Source organism: Oceanicoccus sp., assembly GCF_029238675.1.
Lineage (GTDB): Bacteria > Pseudomonadota > Gammaproteobacteria > Pseudomonadales > Dasaniaceae > Oceanicoccus.
The window spans coordinates 1-20,446 of record NZ_JAQWFR010000025.1 but is presented as its reverse complement, the minus strand read 5'-3'; the positions used below and the strand labels follow the sequence as shown (position 1 = coordinate 20,446).

General features: G+C 46.9%; 17 protein-coding genes. 14 read left to right on the top strand and 3 right to left on the bottom strand.

Annotated elements, in window-relative coordinates; all coding sequences use genetic code 11:
- Positions 1-11: 11 nt before the first annotated feature.
- Entirely contained in the window at positions 12-899 is an 888-nt protein-coding gene (locus P8H32_RS08580) for an outer membrane protein assembly factor BamD (protein WP_301089187.1), read from the bottom strand.
- A gap of 130 nt (positions 900-1,029) precedes the next feature.
- On the opposite strand from P8H32_RS08580, the gene rluD reads away from it, so the two are divergent.
- The 3 genes from rluD (at position 1,030) to clpB (ending at position 5,408) form a co-directional block, all read left to right on the top strand.
- The gene (rluD, locus tag P8H32_RS08575; RefSeq protein WP_297292263.1) at positions 1,030-1,983 is read left to right on the top strand and encodes a 23S rRNA pseudouridine(1911/1915/1917) synthase RluD; all 954 of its coding nucleotides are present in this window, start codon (positions 1,030-1,032) and stop codon (positions 1,981-1,983) included.
- Complete coding sequence (pgeF, locus tag P8H32_RS08570; protein ID WP_297292262.1) at positions 1,983-2,726, top strand: peptidoglycan editing factor PgeF; 744 nt, start codon at positions 1,983-1,985, stop codon at positions 2,724-2,726. Before rluD ends, pgeF begins: the two co-directional genes overlap by 1 nt.
- A gap of 99 nt (positions 2,727-2,825) precedes the next feature.
- Positions 2,826-5,408: an ATP-dependent chaperone ClpB gene (clpB, locus tag P8H32_RS08565; protein WP_301089186.1), complete on the top strand. Its 2,583-nt coding sequence runs from the start codon at positions 2,826-2,828 to the stop codon at positions 5,406-5,408.
- Between the two features lie 11 nt (positions 5,409-5,419).
- On the opposite strand, the gene P8H32_RS08560 is transcribed toward clpB, so the two are convergent.
- Positions 5,420-5,836: a DUF4124 domain-containing protein gene (locus tag P8H32_RS08560; protein WP_297292260.1), complete on the bottom strand. Its 417-nt coding sequence runs from the start codon at positions 5,834-5,836 to the stop codon at positions 5,420-5,422.
- Between the two features lie 495 nt (positions 5,837-6,331).
- Here P8H32_RS08560 and P8H32_RS08555 point away from each other — a divergent pair, with 495 nt between their 5' ends.
- From P8H32_RS08555 to P8H32_RS08525, 7 genes are all read left to right on the top strand, one after another.
- Positions 6,332-8,080, top strand: coding sequence for an acetolactate synthase 3 large subunit (locus P8H32_RS08555; RefSeq protein WP_297293427.1), 1,749 nt, complete (start codon positions 6,332-6,334; stop codon positions 8,078-8,080).
- Positions 8,080-8,571: an acetolactate synthase small subunit gene (gene ilvN / locus P8H32_RS08550; protein ID WP_297293425.1), complete on the top strand. Its 492-nt coding sequence runs from the start codon at positions 8,080-8,082 to the stop codon at positions 8,569-8,571. Before P8H32_RS08555 ends, ilvN begins: the two co-directional genes overlap by 1 nt.
- 166 nt (positions 8,572-8,737) lie before the next feature.
- Complete coding sequence (gene edd, locus P8H32_RS08545; protein WP_297293423.1) at positions 8,738-10,555, top strand: phosphogluconate dehydratase; 1,818 nt, start codon at positions 8,738-8,740, stop codon at positions 10,553-10,555.
- A gap of 47 nt (positions 10,556-10,602) precedes the next feature.
- Positions 10,603-12,072 (top strand): glucose-6-phosphate dehydrogenase, encoded by a 1,470-nt coding sequence (zwf, locus tag P8H32_RS08540; RefSeq protein WP_297293421.1) that lies wholly within the window; start codon positions 10,603-10,605, stop codon positions 12,070-12,072.
- Between the two features lie 5 nt (positions 12,073-12,077).
- The gene (gene pgl, locus P8H32_RS08535) at positions 12,078-12,788 is read left to right on the top strand and encodes a 6-phosphogluconolactonase (RefSeq protein ID WP_297293419.1); all 711 of its coding nucleotides are present in this window, start codon (positions 12,078-12,080) and stop codon (positions 12,786-12,788) included.
- A 25-nt stretch (positions 12,789-12,813) separates the two neighbouring features.
- Positions 12,814-13,434 carry a bifunctional 4-hydroxy-2-oxoglutarate aldolase/2-dehydro-3-deoxy-phosphogluconate aldolase gene (locus P8H32_RS08530; RefSeq protein WP_297293417.1) on the top strand — a complete coding sequence of 207 codons (621 nt, stop codon included), beginning with the start codon at positions 12,814-12,816 and terminating at the stop codon, positions 13,432-13,434.
- Positions 13,435-13,626: 192 nt separating this feature from the next.
- Positions 13,627-14,643, top strand: a complete 1,017-nt coding sequence (locus P8H32_RS08525) for a fatty acid desaturase (protein ID WP_297293415.1) — start codon at positions 13,627-13,629, stop codon at positions 14,641-14,643.
- A 119-nt stretch (positions 14,644-14,762) separates the two neighbouring features.
- Here P8H32_RS08525 and ilvC read toward each other — a convergent pair whose 3' ends face one another.
- Entirely contained in the window at positions 14,763-16,238 is a 1,476-nt protein-coding gene (gene ilvC, locus P8H32_RS08520) for a ketol-acid reductoisomerase (protein ID WP_297293413.1), read from the bottom strand.
- A gap of 160 nt (positions 16,239-16,398) precedes the next feature.
- Here ilvC and ilvY point away from each other — a divergent pair, with 160 nt between their 5' ends.
- The 4 genes from ilvY (at position 16,399) to P8H32_RS08500 (ending at position 19,907) form a co-directional block, all read left to right on the top strand.
- Complete coding sequence (ilvY, locus tag P8H32_RS08515; RefSeq protein ID WP_297293411.1) at positions 16,399-17,310, top strand: HTH-type transcriptional activator IlvY; 912 nt, start codon at positions 16,399-16,401, stop codon at positions 17,308-17,310.
- A 49-nt stretch (positions 17,311-17,359) separates the two neighbouring features.
- A complete protein-coding gene (gene pssA, locus P8H32_RS08510) occupies positions 17,360-18,226 on the top strand; it encodes a CDP-diacylglycerol--serine O-phosphatidyltransferase (protein ID WP_301089185.1) in 867 nt (288 codons plus the stop codon).
- 93 nt (positions 18,227-18,319) lie between these two features.
- Entirely contained in the window at positions 18,320-19,297 is a 978-nt protein-coding gene (gene msrP, locus P8H32_RS08505; protein ID WP_297293407.1) for a protein-methionine-sulfoxide reductase catalytic subunit MsrP, read from the top strand.
- A gap of 13 nt (positions 19,298-19,310) precedes the next feature.
- Positions 19,311-19,907 carry a sulfite oxidase heme-binding subunit YedZ gene (locus P8H32_RS08500; protein WP_301089184.1) on the top strand — a complete coding sequence of 199 codons (597 nt, stop codon included), beginning with the start codon at positions 19,311-19,313 and terminating at the stop codon, positions 19,905-19,907.
- The last annotated feature ends 539 nt before the right edge of the window (positions 19,908-20,446 follow it).

The window sequence follows — 20,446 nt, the reverse complement described above, 5'->3', positions numbered from 1 at the left end:
ATATAATAGTGTTAGCGGATCAGGTATTCAGCCCGGTTATCAAATTTAGGTGGGGCGCTTTGGTCAAATAAGCCAAAGCTGACTTTATTGACTAACGAGCGCTCATTGGCGGCAACCGTAAACTTATCGACAAACTGCCCGTTCTCATCGATTGATGGATGGTCGGGGAAGTTTTTATCCAGCACGGCGAGTGAATCATTGGCCAGGTCATTCAGCCCCAATAGCTGGTAAGCCTGAACCATAACCGCTAAGGCGTCCGCGGTAGCGGGTGTCTGGGGAAAGTTCTCAACCACATAACGGCCACGGTTAGCGGCGGCCAGATAAGCGCCGCGCTTAAAGTAATAGTTGGCCACATTGATTTCATAGCGAGCCAGGCGAGCGCGTAAATACACCATGCGTGCTTTGGCATCGGAGGCATAGCTGCTATCCGGATAGCGGTAGAGCAGCTGGCGGAAGTCTTCAAAAGACTGCAGTGCGGCACCAGGGTCACGCATGGTCATATCAGTCGGTAAAAAACGATCCAGAAAGCCTTCGCCCTCAACATAGTTAGCCAAGCCTTTTATATAGTAAGCATAATCCACATTGTTATGCTGGGGGTGTAAGCGAATAAAACGGTCGGCGGCGGCAATGGCAGCTTCTGGCTCAAAATTGCGATAGTGAGCGTAGATAATTTCCAGTTGCGCCTGTTCGGCGTAGGGGCCAAAGGGATAGCGTGCTTCTAACAGTTGAAGATTTTTAACCGCCAGCTGAAAGCTTTCGTCTTTGAGGTTTTCCTGAGCTTGCTTATAAAGCTCCTTTTCGGTCAGGCTTTGTGGGACTTCATCGTCAGTGGAGCAAGCTGCAAGGCCTACAATAAGGCTAATGAGCAGTACTTTGAAAAGAAAATATGGTTTATTCATTCAACGGTTTCCGAGCATTCATATACAATAGGGCAAAATTAGACCGTGCTATGGGCAAAAAGTGTCCATTACCGCCAGCTATTTAACCACAGCCGCCGGTAGGCATAAAGACATCCTGACGGGAATTTCAATGGCAGAGACAATAGAACTAACTTCTGAAGTACCAGAAGAGCTTAGCGGCAGTCGCTTTGACCAAATTGCCGCCCGGCTTTTCCCGGATTATTCCCGCGCCCGGCTGCAACTCTGGATTAAAAGCGGTGAGCTTACGGTTAATGGTGAAGCCAAAAAAACACGTGAGAAACTCCTCTCAGGAGATGCCTTGCAGCTAAGGGCAGAAGTGGAAGATGAGGACCGCTGGGAAGCCGAGGATATTGCCCTGGATATCGTCTATGAAGATGACGCTTTACTGGTGATTAATAAGCCGGCAGGTTTAGTGGTTCATCCGGGGTCGGGTAATGCCAGCGGTACCCTGCTTAATGCTTTATTGGCCCACAACCCCGATATGGCCAGTGTGCCAAGGGCCGGTATTGTTCATAGACTGGATAAAGACACCAGTGGCTTGATGGTGGTGGCAAAAACACTGGCGGCACAAAACCATTTGGTCAATCAATTGCAGGAGCGCACCGTAAGCCGTGAATATGAGGCAGTGGTCTTTGGCAGTATGACCGGCGGTGGCAAGGTAGAAGCTGATATCGGTCGCCACTCCAAACAGCGGGTAAAAATGGCCGTTGTTAACCTTGGGGGCAAAGAGGCGATAACCCATTATCGTTTAATCAAACGCTTTGCCAACCACTGCTATATACGCTGCATGTTAGAAACAGGGCGTACCCACCAAATCCGTGTGCATATGGCACATATCAAACATCCACTGGTAGGCGACCCTCTTTATGCCGGCCGCCCTCGCTTGCCCAAGGGGGCCAGTGAAGAACTAATTAATGGCCTGCGTAACTTTAGTCGACAAGCGTTACATGCTCGCCGCCTGTCTTTAATCCACCCCTCCACGGAGGAAGAAATCAGCTGGGAAGTGCCACTGGTTGAGGATATGGTCGAACTGTTAGCCCTGTTGAAACGGGAAGACCTGTAGTGTCACGATGGATAGTGCCCGATTGGCCCGCACCGGATAATATTGCCGCACTTACCACAACACGTATCGGTGGTGTTAGCTCTGCACCTTTTAACAGCTTTAATGTGGCCGCTCATGTAGACGATGACTTGCAGACGGTTGAGACTAACCGGCAATGGTTGCTCGATCATTGTGAAGGGCTGGAGCAGATTCAATGGTTAAACCAAATTCATAGCAACAGGGTCGCTAACGCCGGGCAAGAATGTTGCCCGGATGCGGATGCCTGTTTTACTGCCCAGCCCGCCATTGCCTGCGCCGTTATGACCGCCGATTGCCTGCCGCTGATTATTTGCGATAAGCAAGGCGAGGAAATAGCCGCTGCCCACGCCGGTTGGCGAGGTTTAGCGGGTGGAGTGATTGATAATACCGTTGCTCAATTTACCGCGGAAAAAAGTGACTTACTGGTTTGGCTGGGGCCGGCTATTAGCCAGGTTAATTTCGAAGTGGGGGCAGAAGTCAGGCAACAGTTTCTGGAGGCCTTTGGGGTGCAAGCGCAACAAGCCTTTAAAGCTAATAGATACCGCGATGGCCATTATTTCGCTGATTTATATCAACTGGCCCGCATACGTTTAAAGGCATTAGGTATTAGCCATATCTACGGCGGTGATTTTTGTAGCTATGATGATAGTGAACAGTTTTATTCTTATCGACGAGACGGGCAAACAGGCCGGATGGTTACGTTGATTTATAAAACAGCGGAATAACAATGCGATATGGGAATGACAGCGCCCTTGATTTATAGAAAAACGGCCTTATTAAATCAGTATTGAGAACATAACCTGAAACAATAAAGGTAACTAGCAATGCGTATGGATCGTCTCACCAATCAATTGCAGCTGGCGCTATCTGATGCCCAGTCATTGGCCTTGGGTAAAGATCACAATGCCATTGACCCACTGCACCTGTTATCCGCCTTGCTGGAACAAAAAAATGGCTCCGTCAGGCCGTTGCTTGCACAGGCCGGTGCCAATATTCCCGGGTTGCGCGAAGCGATTAATCAAGATTTAAAAAACCTGCCCACCGTTACCAGTAGTGCTGGTGATATCCATATGTCTAATGATTTAGGCCGCGTGCTTAACTTGGCAGACAAACTCTCGCAACAAAACCATGATGCCTACGTTTCTTCCGAAGTGGTTGTGCAGGCTATGTTGGATGCTAATACGTCGGTCAGCCAGTTAATGATTGATGCTGGAGTCAACAAACAATCCTTAATGAATGCGATTGAAAGCGTGCGCGGGGGTGAGGCTATTAATGACCCTTCCGCTGAGGAAAATCGTCAGGCACTCGATAAGTACACTATTGATTTAACCGCGCGGGCAGAAGAGGGCAAGCTGGACCCGGTTATTGGTCGCGATGATGAAATTCGTCGTACGGTACAGGTTTTACAACGTCGCACTAAAAATAACCCGGTATTAATTGGCGAGCCAGGTGTGGGTAAAACAGCGATAGTTGAAGGTCTTGCCCAGCGAATTATCAATGGCGAGGTGCCGGAAGGTTTAAAAGATAAACGTTTATTGTCTTTGGATTTAGGTTCGCTATTAGCTGGCGCTAAATTTCGCGGAGAATTTGAAGAGCGATTAAAGGCTGTGCTTAACGAATTATCCAAACAAGAAGGCCGAATTATTTTATTTATTGATGAGCTGCACACCATGGTGGGTGCCGGTAAATCAGATGGCGCGCTCGATGCCGGGAATATGCTAAAACCTGCCTTGGCTCGTGGTGAATTACATTGTGTTGGTGCTACCACGCTGGATGAATACCGCCAGTACCTTGAAAAAGATGCTGCCCTGGAACGCCGCTTTCAGAAAGTGTTGGTTGATGAGCCCAGCGAAGAAGACACTATCGCTATCTTACGTGGCCTGAAAGAGCGTTATGAAGTTCACCATGGTGTTGATATTACTGACTCTGCGATTATTGCGGCGGCCAAATTATCACAACGCTATATTACTGATCGCCAGCTTCCCGATAAAGCCATCGACTTGATTGATGAGGCGGGTAGTCGTATTCGTATGGAAATAGATTCCAAGCCGGAAGATATGGACCGTCTTGAGCGCCGCTTGATTCAGTTAAAAATACAGCGCGAAGCCGTAAAAAAAGATACCGATAGTGCAGCCAAAAAGCAGTTAGATATTTTGGATAACGATATCGAAAAAGCGGAGCGTGAATTTGCTGACCTGGAAGAAATCTGGATAGCAGAAAAGGCGGCTCTGCACGGTTCGCAAAAAATCAAAAGCGATTTGGAGCAAGCGCGCCTGGATTTAGAGTCGGCTCGTCGTTCCGGTGATTTAACCCGCATGTCAGAATTACAATATGGTGTGATTCCAGAGCTGGAAAAAACACTGGATATGGCCGGCCAGGCTGAAATGATGGAAATGACTTTATTGCGTAATAAAGTCACCGATGAAGAAGTGGCGGAAGTGGTTTCCCGCTGGACCGGCATCCCTGTAGCTAAAATGTTAGAGGGCGAACGGGATAAACTGCTGCAAATGGAAGCGTCTCTGCAAGAGAAGGTTATCGGTCAAGATGAAGCGGTCACCGCCGTTTCCAATGCGGTAAGGCGCTCCCGGGCGGGTTTGTCTGACCCTAATCGACCCAATGGTTCCTTTTTATTCTTAGGCCCAACCGGTGTTGGTAAAACCGAGCTTTGTAAATCATTGGCTACCTTCTTGTTTGATAGCCAGGATGCCATGGTTCGCATCGACATGTCCGAGTTTATGGAAAAGCATTCCGTAGCCCGCTTAATCGGTGCGCCTCCGGGTTATGTCGGTTATGAAGAGGGGGGGTATTTAACAGAGGCGGTACGCCGTCGCCCTTATTCTTTATTGTTGCTGGATGAGGTAGAAAAAGCCCATCCCGATGTCTTCAATATATTGCTGCAAGTATTAGAGGATGGCCGTTTAACCGACGGTCAGGGTCGGACTGTTGATTTTCGTAATACGGTGATCGTTATGACCTCTAATCTGGGGTCTGATTTGATCCAGCAGCTAGCCAAAGAAAATAATTACGAAGCCATGAAGCAGTCTGTGATGGACGTTGTCGGTGGCCACTTCCGCCCAGAGTTTATTAACCGTATTGATGAAACGGTGGTCTTTCACCCGCTGGCGAAAGAACAAATACGTGGCATCGCCAATATCCAGATTGACCTGTTACGGGAGCGCCTATTGGAGCGTGAACTTCATATTGAATTGAGTAATGACGTTATGGAGAAATTGGCCAATATAGGCTTTGACCCGGTCTATGGTGCCCGGCCATTAAAACGTGCGATCCAGCAGTATCTGGAAAACCCATTGGCGCAGGATATTTTGCAGGGCAAGTTTATGCCCGGTGAAGTGATTCGTGCCGAACTGAATGGGGCTACTGACCAGTTAGAGTTCCAGCATGGTTAGATGACTGCGCCCTAGCAATGCACTTTGATAAACTTCCTGGCATTCTCTCTTTGGGCTTCTTTCTCTTCTTCCGTGATTATTCGCTTACTGCCATCGGGCTCGGTAATACGAATACGAGCACTTTCCAGTGCTTTTAGATTTTGTTGAGCCTGCTTGCACAAAGCAGGGTCTTTCTCGGGCATAACTTCCATGGTTTGTGGGGCATTATCTTCGGAGGCTGTAGTGGTTGGTTCAGGCTCGGTCGCTGGCGCTCGCTTGCCAGTGGAGGTCTTAACAAACACCGATTCAACCCCTTCCGGTGGGCGGTCAGAATATTGAGTTACCCCGTTATTGTCCGTCCAGCGATAGATGCCATTTTGCTCTGCCTGCAGGGTGAGAGAGGCAATAATACCTACGCAAATAAACAATGCCTGTAATACGTTGGTCATGGTGCTCGGATTTCCGTATTTAACCGTTTGATAGCATCAATTATGGCAAAGAAAGTAGGTTTAGAAAGGAATTAGTGCTGATTTCGTCCACAAAACCATGATTATTCGTGATAAATCCCAGTCTTTACCGGCAAACGGTTGACTTTGTTCAATCTTCATTCAAAATTACCTACTTAATGTTGATGGCCGATATCTGTTACTTACCGGTAGCTGATATTAGCGTCGAGTCTCTACTTACCGGTATTGACTATGGGACGCTCCCTTCACTCTGCAGACACACGACCTGTGTTGTGAGAACGCCTGGCAATACCTTGCCGATAGGCGCAATCGCTCTAATTGGTTTAGTGGTGTCCCAGCTTGGGAGACACTAACTTTGGTTGTGAGGTTTGTATTCTCTTAAGCGTTCAGCTTTTGAATTACTTTATCTCATAGTTTTTTGATTCGTTTTTTGATTCGAGATCGCGCTTTAGCGACTCCGTAATGAGGTATAGTTCCGTGGAAATGTTATCTGGCGGCGAGATGGTCGTTCGTGCCCTGGAAGACGAAGGTGTTGAATTTATCTTCGGCTACCCCGGTGGTTCAGTTTTACATATATATGATGCTTTGTTTAAGTCGAACAAAGTCCCCCATATTTTAGTGCGGCACGAACAGGCGGCCACCCATGCCGCCGATGGTTATGCCCGTGCTACTGGCAAGCCCGGCGTGGTCCTGGTGACCTCGGGTCCCGGTGCTACCAATGCCATTACCGGTATTGCCACCGCCTATATGGATTCTATCCCTATGGTGGTTATTTCTGGTCAGGTACAAAGTCACCTGATTGGCGGTGATGCCTTTCAGGAAACCGATATGGTCGGTATCTCCCGTCCTATCGTTAAGCACAGCTACTTGATTAAAGATCCCCGGGAAATTCCTGAAACGATTAAGAAGGCTTTCTACTTAGCGGCTAGCGGCCGCCCTGGTCCAGTGGTTATTGATATCCCTAAAGATATTACTAATCCTACTGACAAGTACGAATACGTCTACCCGGATACAATGAAGCTGCGTTCTTATACGCCGGCAACCCGTGGGCATTCTGGTCAAATCAAAAAAGCGATGCAGCTGTTATTGAGTGCACAGCGCCCCGTTATTTACACCGGCGGGGGTGTGATTCTGGGCAATGGCAGCGAGCTATTAACGGAGTTAGCCCAAGAACTTAATTACCCGGTAACCAATACCCTGATGGGTTTAGGCGCTTACCCGGCAACCGATAAGCAGTTTCTCGGGATGTTAGGTATGCATGGTTTTGTTGAAGCCAATAATGCCATGCACCACAGTGATGTGATTTTAGCGGTGGGCGCGCGCTTTGATGATCGTGTCACTAACACGATTAGTAAGTTCTGCCCAACGGCAAAAATTATTCATGTAGATATCGACCCCGCGTCTATCTCGAAAACAGTCACTGCTGATATTCCCATCGTTGGGCCTGTTGATGTTGTTTTAAAAGATATGTTGGCTCAAGTCCGTGACTTACGTGCCGCCGATAAATCACTGCCCGATACCGAGGCATTAGATAGTTGGTGGAAGCAGATTAATGAATGGCGCGATGAGCACGGCCTATGGACGGCGCCCCGCTATGATACTGAGTCTGGTTTGATTAAACCGCAGCAAGTTATCGAGTCTTTATACCGTGCAACTAACGGTGAAGCTTATGTTACCTCTGATGTAGGTCAGCACCAGATGTTTGCGGCGCAGTTTTATAAGTTTGATAAGCCACGTCGTTGGATTAATTCCGGTGGTCTGGGAACAATGGGCTTCGGTTTACCTGCGGCGATGGGCGTTAAGATGGCCTTCCCTGACTCTGACGTTGCCTGCGTTACTGGTGAAGGTTCTATCCAGATGAATATTCAAGAGTTATCGACCTGTAGTCAATACGGTGCGCCGGTAAAAATTATTAACCTGAATAACGGTTATTTGGGCATGGTGAAACAGTGGCAGGATATGCAGTATGCCGGTCGCTACTCTTCCAGTGTGTATGAAGAGTCATTGCCTGACTTTGTAAAATTAATGGAAGCTTATGGTCATGTGGGTATTCGCGTTGAAAAACTTGAAGACCTGGAAGATGCCATGGATGAAGCCTTTAAATTAAAAGATCGATTAGTGTTTCTGGATGTCTACGTTGATCGTCACGAGCATGTCTATCCCATGCAAATAGCTCCTAACGGTTCTATGCGTGATATGTATCTGAGCAAAACGGAGAGAACCTAATGCGGCATATTATTTCAGTATTATTAGAAAACGAACCGGGCGCATTAAGCCGTGTTGTCGGCTTATTTTCTCAGCGTGGTTATAACATCGAGACATTGAATGTTGCGCCAACCGAAGATTCGACCCTATCACGCCTAACGCTAACAACCTTGGGTGATGATCAAAAAATTGAACAGATTACCAAGCACCTAAATCGCTTGATTGATGTGGTCAAACTGGTCGACCTGACAGAAGGTGCTCATATCGAGCGTGAATTGATGATGGTGAAGGTCAGGGCAACAGGTGCCCAGCGTGCTGAAATCAAACGCTGTACCGATATCTTTCGTGGCCAGATTGTTGATGTTGGCCCTACGGTTTACACTATTCAAATTGCCGGTCCTTCCGATAAGCTCGACGCCTTTTTGGACTCGATTGATGACACCGCCATTATGGAAGTGGTCCGTAGTGGAGTATCCGGTATTGCCAGGGGTGAGAAGGTTTTAAGTTTATAAGTCATTGTAAACCTTAGCCTTTATATACCCGCCTCAGTTGATGCGGGTATTTTTTTGTCCCGATTATCGTTGTAATTAAATTACATGGAGCGCTTGTTGTTATTAAGATATGGCGGCATAATATGTAACTTAATTAACTTTCTGCACACCTTGGGGAAACAGTTAAATGGTCAATAAAACCATTGCCGAAGTGACTGAACGCATTATTGAGCGAAGTCGCGCAAGTCGTCAGGATTATCTGGATAAAGTCAGTGCCGCCAGCCAGCAGGGTGTCTCCCGTACACGCTTGTCCTGCGGCAATATCGCCCATGCCTACGCTGCCTGTGATGATAATGATAAGTCTGTGCTGGCGGTTGATCGCTCGGCAAACCTTGCGATTGTTTCTTCCTACAACGATATGTTGTCTGCTCACCAGCCGTTTCAAGACTACCCTGAATTAATTAAGCAAGCCGCCCGCGATGCCGGTGTTGTGGCTCAGTTTGCCGGTGGCGTACCCGCTATGTGTGACGGCGTCACTCAGGGCCGGGATGGTATGGAACTGTCCTTATTTAGCCGTGACTTAATAGCCATGGCAACCAGCGTTGCACTTTCTCACGATATGTTTGATGGTGTTTTATGTTTAGGTGTCTGCGATAAAATTGTTCCCGGTTTATTAATTGGTGCTCTGGCATTCGGCCATTTACCCACCGTATTTATCCCCGCAGGGCCAATGCCAACCGGTTTGTCCAATGCTGAGAAAGTCAAAGTCAGGCAGCTTTATGCCGAGGGCAAAGTCGGTAGAAAAGAACTGTTAGAAGCCGAAAGCCAGTCTTACCACAGTGCAGGTACTTGTACGTTTTACGGTACTGCCAATAGTAATCAAATGTTGATGGAAATTATGGGACTGCACTTACCCGGCAGCTCCTTTGTCAATCCGGGAACCGAGTTGAGAGAGCAACTGACCAAAGCCGCTGTTACCCAACTTTCGGAGTTAACTGGCCTCTCTAAAAACTATATGCCACTGGCGAATATTATTGATGAGCGTAGCCTGGTCAATGGTATTGTTGGCTTGTTGGCAACAGGCGGCTCAACCAACCATGCCATTCATATTATTGCCATTGCTCGTGCTGCAGGTGTCATTATCGATTGGCAAGATATGGCAGATTTATCCAGCGTTGTGCCTTTGCTATGTCGTATTTACCCTAACGGTCAGGCTGATGTAAATCACTTTCAGGCGGCCGGCGGTATGTCCCTGTTAATTCGTGAATTACTGGCCGCAGGTTATTTGCATGATAATGTTAATACCATTCTTGGCCGTGATGGTTTAAACCGTTACTGTGATGAACCTTTCCTGGCAGAAAAAACCAGCGGGGAATTCAGCCTTGAATGGCGCGATGGCCCTGCGAAAAGTTTGGATAAAGACGTTGTCAGCAGCTGCGAACAGCCCTTTAGCGGTGAAGGTGGGCTAAAACTGCTAGAGGGCAACCTTGGTCGTTCAGTGATTAAAATCTCCGCCGTAAAACCGGAGCATAGAGTGGTTAAAGCCCCGGCGGTGATCTTTGAGCATCAAGATGATTTAAAAATAAAATTCGATGCCGGCGAGTTGGAAAAAGACTTTATTGCCGTGGTTCGCTACCAGGGCCCTAAAGCCAATGGCATGCCAGAGTTACATAAACTCACACCTGTTTTAGGCCTGCTGCAAGACCGTGGTTTTAAAGTCGCCTTAGTGACTGATGGACGGATGTCAGGCGCATCAGGTAAAGTGCCTGCTGCGATTCATTTATCCCCCGAAGCCTTAGAGCAGGGGCCAATCGCAAAATTACAAGATGGTGACATGCTTAAGCTAGATGCTAATAGTGGTGAGTTAACGGCGCTGGCTGAAGATTTTTCCAGCCGAACTGTGCCAAGCTATACGCAGCCACAAACACAGGGTATGGGACGAGAGTTATTCTCTGGCTTCCGCGCCTTAGTAAGTTCGGCAGAAGATGGAGCCAGTATTTTTTAACAGTTTTTTAATCAGTCTTTACACCAGGTTCACAAGAGCAAGCGGCTATGACCAACCCCTTTGATATTGTTATTTTTGGCGGCACCGGTGATCTTTCCTTAAGAAAACTGATTCCGGCTTTATATCGCGCTTTCCGTGAAGACCAGTTGGCGCCAGAAACCCGGATTTTTGCCAGCTGTCGATCACAAAAAGATATTGATAGCTATCTCGATACCAGTTCGCTGGCTTTGCAACAGCATTTGGCTGCTGAAGAATTTAACATTGAGTTATGGGAGCAGTTTAAAACTTATCTGCACCCGATTATGCTGGATATCGCTATCGTAGATGAGCATTGGTCAGCGTTAAAAAAAGTGATGGATTCGGATACAGATAAAGTCCGCGTTTTTTACCTTGCTATTCCACCAGCCATCTTTGGTCAGTGCTGTAATAATCTGGATGAGATAGGTTTGATTACCGCCAATAGCCGCTTGGTAGTAGAAAAGCCGTTGGGCTACGATGCTGCCTCAGCGGATGCGATCAATACTGAGATTGCCAGATATTTTGAAGATGACAATATTTACCGCATTGATCACTACCTCGGTAAAGAAACCGTTCAAAATTTAATGGCCCTGCGTTTTACTAATGTAATTTTTGAACAGCTATGGAATTCTAAATCAATCGACCATGTACAAATCAGTATTTCTGAAACCGTAGGTTTGGAAGGGCGCGCAGGCTTTTACAATGATGCTGGTGCCATGCGGGATATGGTGCAAAATCACTTATTGCAATTGCTTTGTTTAGTGGCGATGGAATCTCCCAACAAAGTCAATGCCAAAAGTATTCAAGCTGAAAAAATCAAAGTGCTGGAAGCACTACGACCAATGCGGGGCGAAGATGTTGCAAAGCATACTGTCCGTGGTCAGTACGTTGCCGGTAGCTATTTTGGTGAGCTGGTCTCAGGGTATTTAGAAGAACTGGATTCTGCGAACAGTACCACCGAAACCTTCGTTGCCCTGCGGGCCTATATTGATAACTGGCGTTGGGCCAGGGTGCCGTTTTATTTACGTACCGGTAAGCGTATGAAAGCCCGCTGTGCTGAAATTATTATCCAGTTTAAAGATGTACCGCACCGGGTTTATGATGATTCTGCCGGGCCATTGGCGCCCAACCGTTTGGTTATTCGCCTACAGCCTGAAGAAATTATCCAAATGACAGTGATGTCTAAAAACCTGGAAAATATGGATATGCAATTACAGCCAGCCACATTAAACCTGAACTTTTCTGATACCTATAAAAAATTCCGCAGTGACGCCTATAAGCGATTAATCCTTGATGCGGCTATGGCCAATACCAGTTTATTTATTCACCGTGATGAAGTGGCTACAGCCTGGGGTTGGGTAGATCCTATTATTGAAGCCTGGAAACAAGCTGGTACTGCGCCGTACTTATATCGGGCGGGTAGCTGGGGGCCTAACGAGTCCGATGAGTTATTAGCTGAAGATGGCCGCAGTTGGTTTAATACAGGCGAAGGTGAATAGACAGCGTGATAACCGAATGTTTTTTTACTGATCGCGATAGTTTGTTTGCTGCCCTGGTCGCTGATTGTGCTGATCAATTAACTACTGCTATAGAGCGAAGACAGCAAGCTGGTTTTTTAGTCTCAGGGGGGAGTAGTCCCAAGCCTTTTTACCAAGCCCTTTCAAAAACAGTGATGGACTGGCAGCGTGTTCATGTTGCCTTGGTGGATGAGCGTTGGGTTAATCCTGGTGAAAGCGGCAGTAATGAAACTTTTATTATTGAAAACCTGCTGCAAAATCAGGCGGCAGTGGCCAAATTTATTGCCATGAAGTCCAATCATCCATCAGCGGAACAGGGGCTGGCGGATTGTGAGTTGCGCTATCAGCAATTACAGCAGCCCTTTGATTTTACTTTGTTGGGTATGGGGCCTGATGCGCATACCGCGTCTTTATTTCCCGGTGCCGATGGCTTGGATGAAGCGTTAGATTCTTCGGCTCCCCAGCTTTGCGCGGCCATTCAAGCAGCCCCCAGTGATGTCACCGGTCCATTAACGGAGAGAATGACATTAACCTTGTCGGGCTTATTAAAGTCCCGGCAATTGCATCTATTAATTACCGGTGAAGAAAAACTGGTCACCTATCAACAGGCCCTTAAAAACAATAACGCTAAGCTAAGCCCTATCAGTGCCGTGTTACAGCAAGAAAGCGTACCCGTAAAAGTGTACTGGGCGCCTTAAACTTATTTGGAATGATTGACCCCCTATGAAAACCATTGAACACATTATGCAAACCAGCCCAGTGATACCGGTGATTGTTATTGATCACCTTGAAGATGCGGTGCCCATGGCACAGGCTCTGGTGAATGGCGGTTTAAAAGTGTTAGAGGTGACCCTGCGCACTGAGCATGGCCTGGCAGCCATTGCCGAGATCAAGCAGCAAGTTCCCGAAGCTATTGTGGGGGCTGGAACGGTTATTACCCCTGAAGACCTGGCGGCATCTGTAGCGGCCGGCGCCGAGTTTTTGGTTAGTCCGGGCAGTACACAGGCTTTAGTGGACGCTGCTTTGGCCCAGTCGGTACCGCTATTACCTGGCGTTGCCACTCCCAGCGAAGCCATGAGCCTGCTTGCTCATGGTATTACTTATATGAAATTCTTCCCCGCTCAGGCGGCTGGTGGTATTCCCATGCTTAAATCCATCGCCGGGCCTTTACCGCAAATAAAGTTCTGCCCAACTGGAGGTGTTAGTGAAGTCAACGCCGCTGACTTCCTGGCTCTGGATAATGTCCTTTGCGTCGGTGGCACCTGGATGCTTTCCGAGTTCGATATAGCAACAAAGAATTGGGCAGTCATTGAACAAAAAGCAGCCATAGCCGCCAGTTATTAAGTGCGGTTACTTAGTTCTTTAGCAATAACCCCTCTTTAACGATCTTTGCCTATCTGGGTTTTATTTTGAGCTAATATTGCCGTTTCTACGTAATATAAATGTGTTCAGGTTCTGGCTTTTTGTTAGAATGCTTCGCGTTTAAATAGCCCCTGAATACGATTCAGTATTAATAACCCCGGAGCCAGTCATAACATGAAGCTTTCTGATCCCTCAGTACCCGTTTCGGTAGAGCAGCGTATTGCTGATATCGTCACTACGATTAAAGCCGAGGAACAACGCTTGCGTGCCAAGTACAGCATCTTGCAATATCAGGACTGGATTGGTTTTGCCATTATGTTGCTATCTTTGGGGGGCATGATTGGCGGTGCTTATCTCTATTATATTGATGTGATTCCAGCCTGGCTTTGTATTGTCTCAGCGGCAGTGTTTGCCTCTCTTTCCCATGAATTAGAGCATGACCTGATTCATCGTCAGTATTTCCGTAAAAATAAGTTTATGCACAATCTAATGATGCTAGTGGTTTGGGTAATGCGCCCCAATACCGTAAGCCCCTGGTATCGCCGTGGTATGCACTTTTTACATCATAAGGTTTCCGGCACAGAAAAAGATTTGGAAGAACGCCTGGTAGGCAATGGTATCGCCTATGGATTTTTAATGCGTTATCTGGTGATGTTTGATGGCCTGCTTGGTATGTTGGCTCGCCGTACTGCTTTGAAAAAAGACATCAAAAACTTCTCGGCACTGGAAGTGCTTAATGCAGCATTCCCGCTGGCTATTCTCTATTTTGGTGGCTGGTATGTGTTCCTGGTATTCCACACCTATGATGCTTTTTGGGGCGCAGCTACAGCTTATCCTGCGTGGTTTTTGCAGAGCATGAATGTTCTTGATTTTCTGGTGGTGGTATTAATTGTCCCTAACTTTATTCGCTCAGCCTCTTTAAATTTTGTGACTTCAGCGATGCACTATTACGGTGGTGTGAATAACCTGATCCAGCAAACGCAAATTCTTAAGCCCTGGTTTTTTGCGCCATTGCATTTGTTTTGCTTTAACTTTGGTAGTACTCATGCCATTCATCACTTTGTAGTGGGGCAGCCGTTTTATATTCGCCAAATGGTAGCCAAGGCGGCACACAAGGTGATGGTAGAGAATGGTGTGAAGTTTAATGACTTGAGTACATTTATAACGGCTAATCGTTGGGTTCATGTTTAATCCTATACTGTCATTCCCGCGGAGGCGGGAATCTACAGTGCTGGGTTCCCGCCTTCGCGGGAATGACGAGCCACAAAAAAGGCCGGTCAATGACCGGCCTTTTTACGTTAGCGCTTTACTTAAACGATTTTCTGCATTGCAGTCATATAGCCACGAAGCTTAGTACCAATCACTTCAACCGGGTGGTTACGAAGCTCAGCATTAATAGCCACCAACTCCTGATTATCAACACCATTATCTTTAAGGTCTAAACCCTTACCAATAACGTCAGTGCTAATCTTCTTCATAAAGTCTTCTAACAAAGGCTTACAAGCGTGATCAAACAAGTAACAACCGTACTCAGCGGTATCAGAAATAACTACATTCATTTCATACAGCTTCTTACGGGCGATGGTGTTAGCGATTAATGGAGTTTCATGCAGAGACTCGTAGTAAGCAGACTCTTCTTTAATACCCGCATCAACCATCGTTTCAAACGCTAGCTCAACACCGGCTTTAACCATGGCTACCATCAAAATACCGTTGTCATAAAATTCCTGCTCAGAAATTTCCTGATCAGTATTAGACGATTTTTCAAACGCTGTTTCAGCAGTGGCGGCACGCCAGCCCAGCAGGTTCTTATCGTCAGCAGCCCAATCGTCCATCATAGTGCGAGAGAAGTGACCGGACATAATATCGTCCTGATGCTTCTGGTATAAAGGACGCATAATATCTTTAAGTTCTTCAGCCAAGTCATAAGCTTTAACTTTGGCAGGGTTTGATAAACGGTCCATCATGTTAGTGATGCCGCCCATCTTCAAACCTTCAGTTACCGTTTCCCAACCGTACTGAATTAATTTTGAAGCGTAACCAGCGTCAATGCCTTGCTCGACCATTTTGTCGAAGCAAAGAATAGAACCGGTCTGTAACATACCGCAAAGAATAGTTTGCTCACCCATTAAGTCAGATTTAACTTCAGCGATAGGAGAGGACTCAAGAACACCAGCGCGATCACCACCTGTGCCTGAAGCCAGTGCTTTAGCGATATCAAGGCCGTCGCCATTAGGATCGTTTTCACGGTGAACAGCGATCAGTGTTGGAACACCAAAACCACGTACATACTCAGCGCGGACTTCAGAACCGGGGCACTTAGGGCAGCACATAACAACGGTTAAATCTTCACGGACCTGCATGCCTTCTTCAACCAGGTTAAAGCCGTGTGCGTAATCCAGGGTGGCGCCTTGCTTCATCAAAGGCATGATGGTGGTAACAACATCAGTGTGCTGCTTATCTGGTGTTAGGTTCATTACGATATCAGCTTGTGGGATCAGCTCTTCATAAGTACCAACGTTAAAACCGTTTTCAGTCGCGTTTTTCCATGACTGACGCTTTTCTTCAATGGCTACAGCGCGCAGTGTGTAAGATACATCAAGGCCAGAGTCACGTAAGTTCAAGCCTTGGTTTAGGCCCTGTGCCCCACAGCCGACGATAACGATCTTTTTGCCTTTGATATAGTCACAGCCGTTAGCGAATTCTTCGCGGTCCATAAAACGGCATTTGGCGAGTTCTTCCAGCTGCAGGCGCAGTGGAAGGGTGTTGAAATAGTTTTGGCCCATGGGGTAACTCCTATATAAAGTCGGGGCCAGATCTTTAGCTCTGGCCACCATTCAAAATTCAGTGCGCGCACTATATAGAAAAAATATCGTTGCGTAAAATGATCTATTTGCTATACAGTAGTGCAAAATACGCAACAATGATTTGTAGGTAGGCTGTCCAATGGATACTAAAGATTTGGAGCTATTTCTGGCTCTCTCAGAGAGCTTACACTTCAGCCAAACGGGTGATGCCCTCCATATGAGTGCTTCAGCGGTTAGTCGAAGCCTCAAGAAAATTGAGGAAGAAGTAGGGCAGCGTTTACTGGAGCGGGATAATAGAAGTGTTCGGCTGACTGAAACCGGTCGTCAATTTCAGTCCTATGCCCGCCAAACCTTGGGGCAGTGGCGCTCTTTTATGGAAGTTATTCGCCGTGATGCCGAAGAGCTTAGCGGTGAGGTCAGCGTTTATTGTTCGGTGACTGCGGCTTATAGTGTGTTGTCTGACCTGCTTGAACCCTTTAGAGCACGCTACCCCGATATTGATATTAAGTTGCGCACTGGGGATCAAGCCGATGCGATTGAGCATTTAATGAGTGGCGAGGACGATGTGGCCATTGCTGCCAGACCCGATAAACTGCCCTCAAAAATCCAGTTCCAGACCTTAACTCACTCACCCTTACTCTTTATTTATCCTGTTGTTCATTGTGCCGTCGAAAGCACCATAGCCGCCCATCAGGATGCATCAACCTCCATTAACTGGCAGGATATTCCTTTTATTGTGTCGGAGCGAGGCTTGGCCAGAACCCGCTTGGACCAATGGTTCCGCTCCCAAAGTATCAAGCCTGATATCTACGCACAGGTCAGTGGCCATGAGGCTATTGTCAGTATGGTAGGGCTTGGTTTGGGGGTCGGTGTCGTCCCTGAGTTAGTTTTGGTAAATAGCCCGTTAAAGGATAAAGTGCAGGTACTGGATGTTCAGCCCCCGTTGGCTCCCTTTGCCGTAGGCTTGGGTGCTTCAGCCCAGCGTTTGGAAAACCCATTGGTAAAAGCCTTCTGGGAATGCGCAAAAGCATCGTACCGCAGCGAGTTTTAATTTATCATGGGCGGCATTCGTTTGTTTCCTCTATATAAGCAGTTCTACTATGAATGATACGCCAAAAGAACCTACCCCCCCTTTGCGCGATGTTTCTGCTGATGCGCCAGAGAATATAACCGAGCAACCAGAAACGCCTCCGGAGTCATTAATCCTGATTGATGAACATGAAGAGGAAGTCTCGGTTGATGGTAAAACCATTCGTCGTCGTGGTATCTATTTACTGCCTAACTTATTTACTACGGCGGCTTTGTTTTCAGGCTATTACGCCGTTATCGCAGGCATTAACGGTAAGTTTGAAGCGGCCGCTATTGCGATTTTTGTAGCGATGATTCTTGATGGTTTAGATGGCCGTGTTGCTCGCTTAACCAATACTCAAAGTAAATTTGGTGCTGAGTACGATAGCTTGGCGGATATGGTGTCCTTTGGCGTGGCGCCTGCTTTAGTGATGTTTAGTTGGGCTTTGTCAGATTTAGGTAAATTTGGTTGGACCTGTTCTTTTATTTACGTTGCCTGCGCGGCCCTGCGTTTGGCCCGCTTTAATACGCAAATTGATACCGCCGATAAAAATTACTTCTCCGGCTTGGCAAGTCCAGCCGCCGCCGCTGTAGTTGCCGGTACTATATGGGTTTGTCACGACATTGGTTATGTGGGTAATGGCATACCTTTTGAGTTGGCAGTGGTTGCCGGTTTGATGACAGGTATTGCTGGATTTCTGATGATCCTGAATGTGCCATACCATAGCTTTAAAGGTTTAGATCTCCGTGGTCGTGTACCTTTTGTGGTGATGATTCTTGTGGTGGTATTGTTTGGCCTGGTTATGCTGGACCCCGCAAAAATTCTGCTGGCTGTTGCCGTTCTGTATGCTTTGTCTGGCCCCGCCACTAAAGTCTGGACGATGCTACGCGCAAAATAACAAAAACGTCTACATTGATCATTTAGGAACCTTTTTCCGTATAAATGCTCATATCCTCAAGTGAATGATTCGGTTTCCCATAGGAATTGTGTAGTGCTTATTAAAAAAACACCAGATATCGCCTCCTCCGAAATAACCTCCGAATCCGTTTATCTAAATCGTCGCCAGTTTATGGGTAGTACCCTTGCTGCTGGTGGTGTTATGGCTGTGGGGGCTGCTGGCTTTGCCCAAGCTGATGACCGTCTCAAAGCGTTAAATTACATCAAGGCAAAGAAAGGCCCTGAAGGTTTTTATACGGATGAAGAGTTAACGCCTTACGATGATGTTGCCAGCTATAACAACTTCTATGAGTTTGGTACCGGTAAAACAGACCCTGCACGTAATGCCCATACATTAACAACAGACCCCTGGTCGATTGTCATTGAGGGTGAAGTAGAAAACCCCGGCACTTATCAGCTAGAAGATATTTTAAGTAAAGTGGATCTCGAAGAGCGTATTTACCGTTTACGTTGTGTCGAAGCCTGGTCGATGGTGGTGCCCTGGATTGGTTTTTCGCTGGCTGATTTAATCAAGCAAATGCAGCCTACCTCAAAGGCAAAATATATAGCTTTTGAAACCCTATACCGCCCCAGGGAAATGAAAGGCCAGCGTTCTCGTACCAGTACTATTGATTGGCCCTATGTAGAAGGTTTGCGAATGGATGAAGCTATGCACCCTTTGACCTTGATGTCAGTTGGTTTATACGGAAAGGTTTTACCCAATCAAAATGGCGCGCCAATTCGTTTAGTCGTGCCATGGAAGTATGGTTTTAAGAGTATTAAATCCATTGTCAAAATTAAATTTTTAGAAAAAGAGCCCCCAACCACCTGGAATTTGTTGCAGGCTAGTGAGTATGGTTTTTATGCCAATGTAAATCCTGATGTTGATCACCCACGTTGGAGTCAAAAATCAGAACGACGCTTACCTTCTGGTATTTTCTCGCCTAACCGTATTCTAACGGAACCGTTTAATGGATATGGTGAGCAAGTCGCTTCGCTCTATACCGGTATGGATTTGCGTAAGTTTTATTAAGCTGACCTATTCAATGACTCTAAAAAAAACCTTAGCCTTCCTTGTTTGTCTAATCCCTATGTTGGTGTTGGTCTATTTTGCGGTGTCAGGTCAGCTAGGCCCCGACGCTGGTAAAGAGCTGGTATTGGAAACGGGGGAGTGGGCTATTCGGTTCTTGCTACTAACTTTGGCGATAAGCCCAATACGCACCCTGACTAAGAGTCCAGCGGTTTTACGCTATAGAAGAATGATTGGCCTCTTCACTTGGTTCTATGCATCCCTACACTTGTCCGCTGTGCTCACCTATTTGTTAGGTTGGAGTTGGCCCATCTTTGTAGAGGAATTTGCCGAGCGACCTTATATGGCCTTGGGTATTATCGCTTGGGTATTAATGGTGCCGCTGGGTATTACCTCCAATAACTGGGCCCAGAGAAAGCTCAAACGCCGCTGGAAGACCCTACACCAGCTCACTTACCTGATTGCTATATTGGCCTGTGCCCACTTTATCTGGCTGGTTCGCTCCGACTTTGGCGAAGCGCTTCTATACAGTGTCATCTTGTTTGTATTACTGGCCTTTAGAATCGTACCCGCCCTCCGTCATTCCCGCGAAGGCGGGAACCCAGCGTTGTAGATTCCCGCCTTCGCGGGAATGACGGCCGACCTCCATATCTTAAGTGTTTAACGCTGCTTAAATTAAGTACAAACACCTACCCTGAAGCTTCGTTTTAGCCTGTTATTTAACCGTAAAATGGTCTTTTTAAACCTTTTGACAATAATTTACAGATACCCGTTGACACCCTTGTTTTCGCCCGTATAATGCGCGCTCTCTTGTCGAGGCTGAGCTACAAAATGACCGAGACAAAGAACCGCAACAAAAAGTGCTAAATCGTTAAATTTCTTAGATTTTTTTCATTTCAGCAGTTGCCAATTATGAGGCGCTATGTATAATGCGCGTCCCCTGCATAAGTAGGGAGTCTGGCAAGGCCTTAGGTCGTGTCCGACATCTTCGAATCTCCTGGCGAGATCGAAAGCTCTTTAACAGATTGGATCAAGTAATTCGTGTGGGCGCTTGTAGGCTGATAATGGCAATAATTAATTATCAGGAAAACAAGTGACTTACACGCAGCAAATATATTTATTTGAAGCGATTATGAAACTTAATTCCTGAGC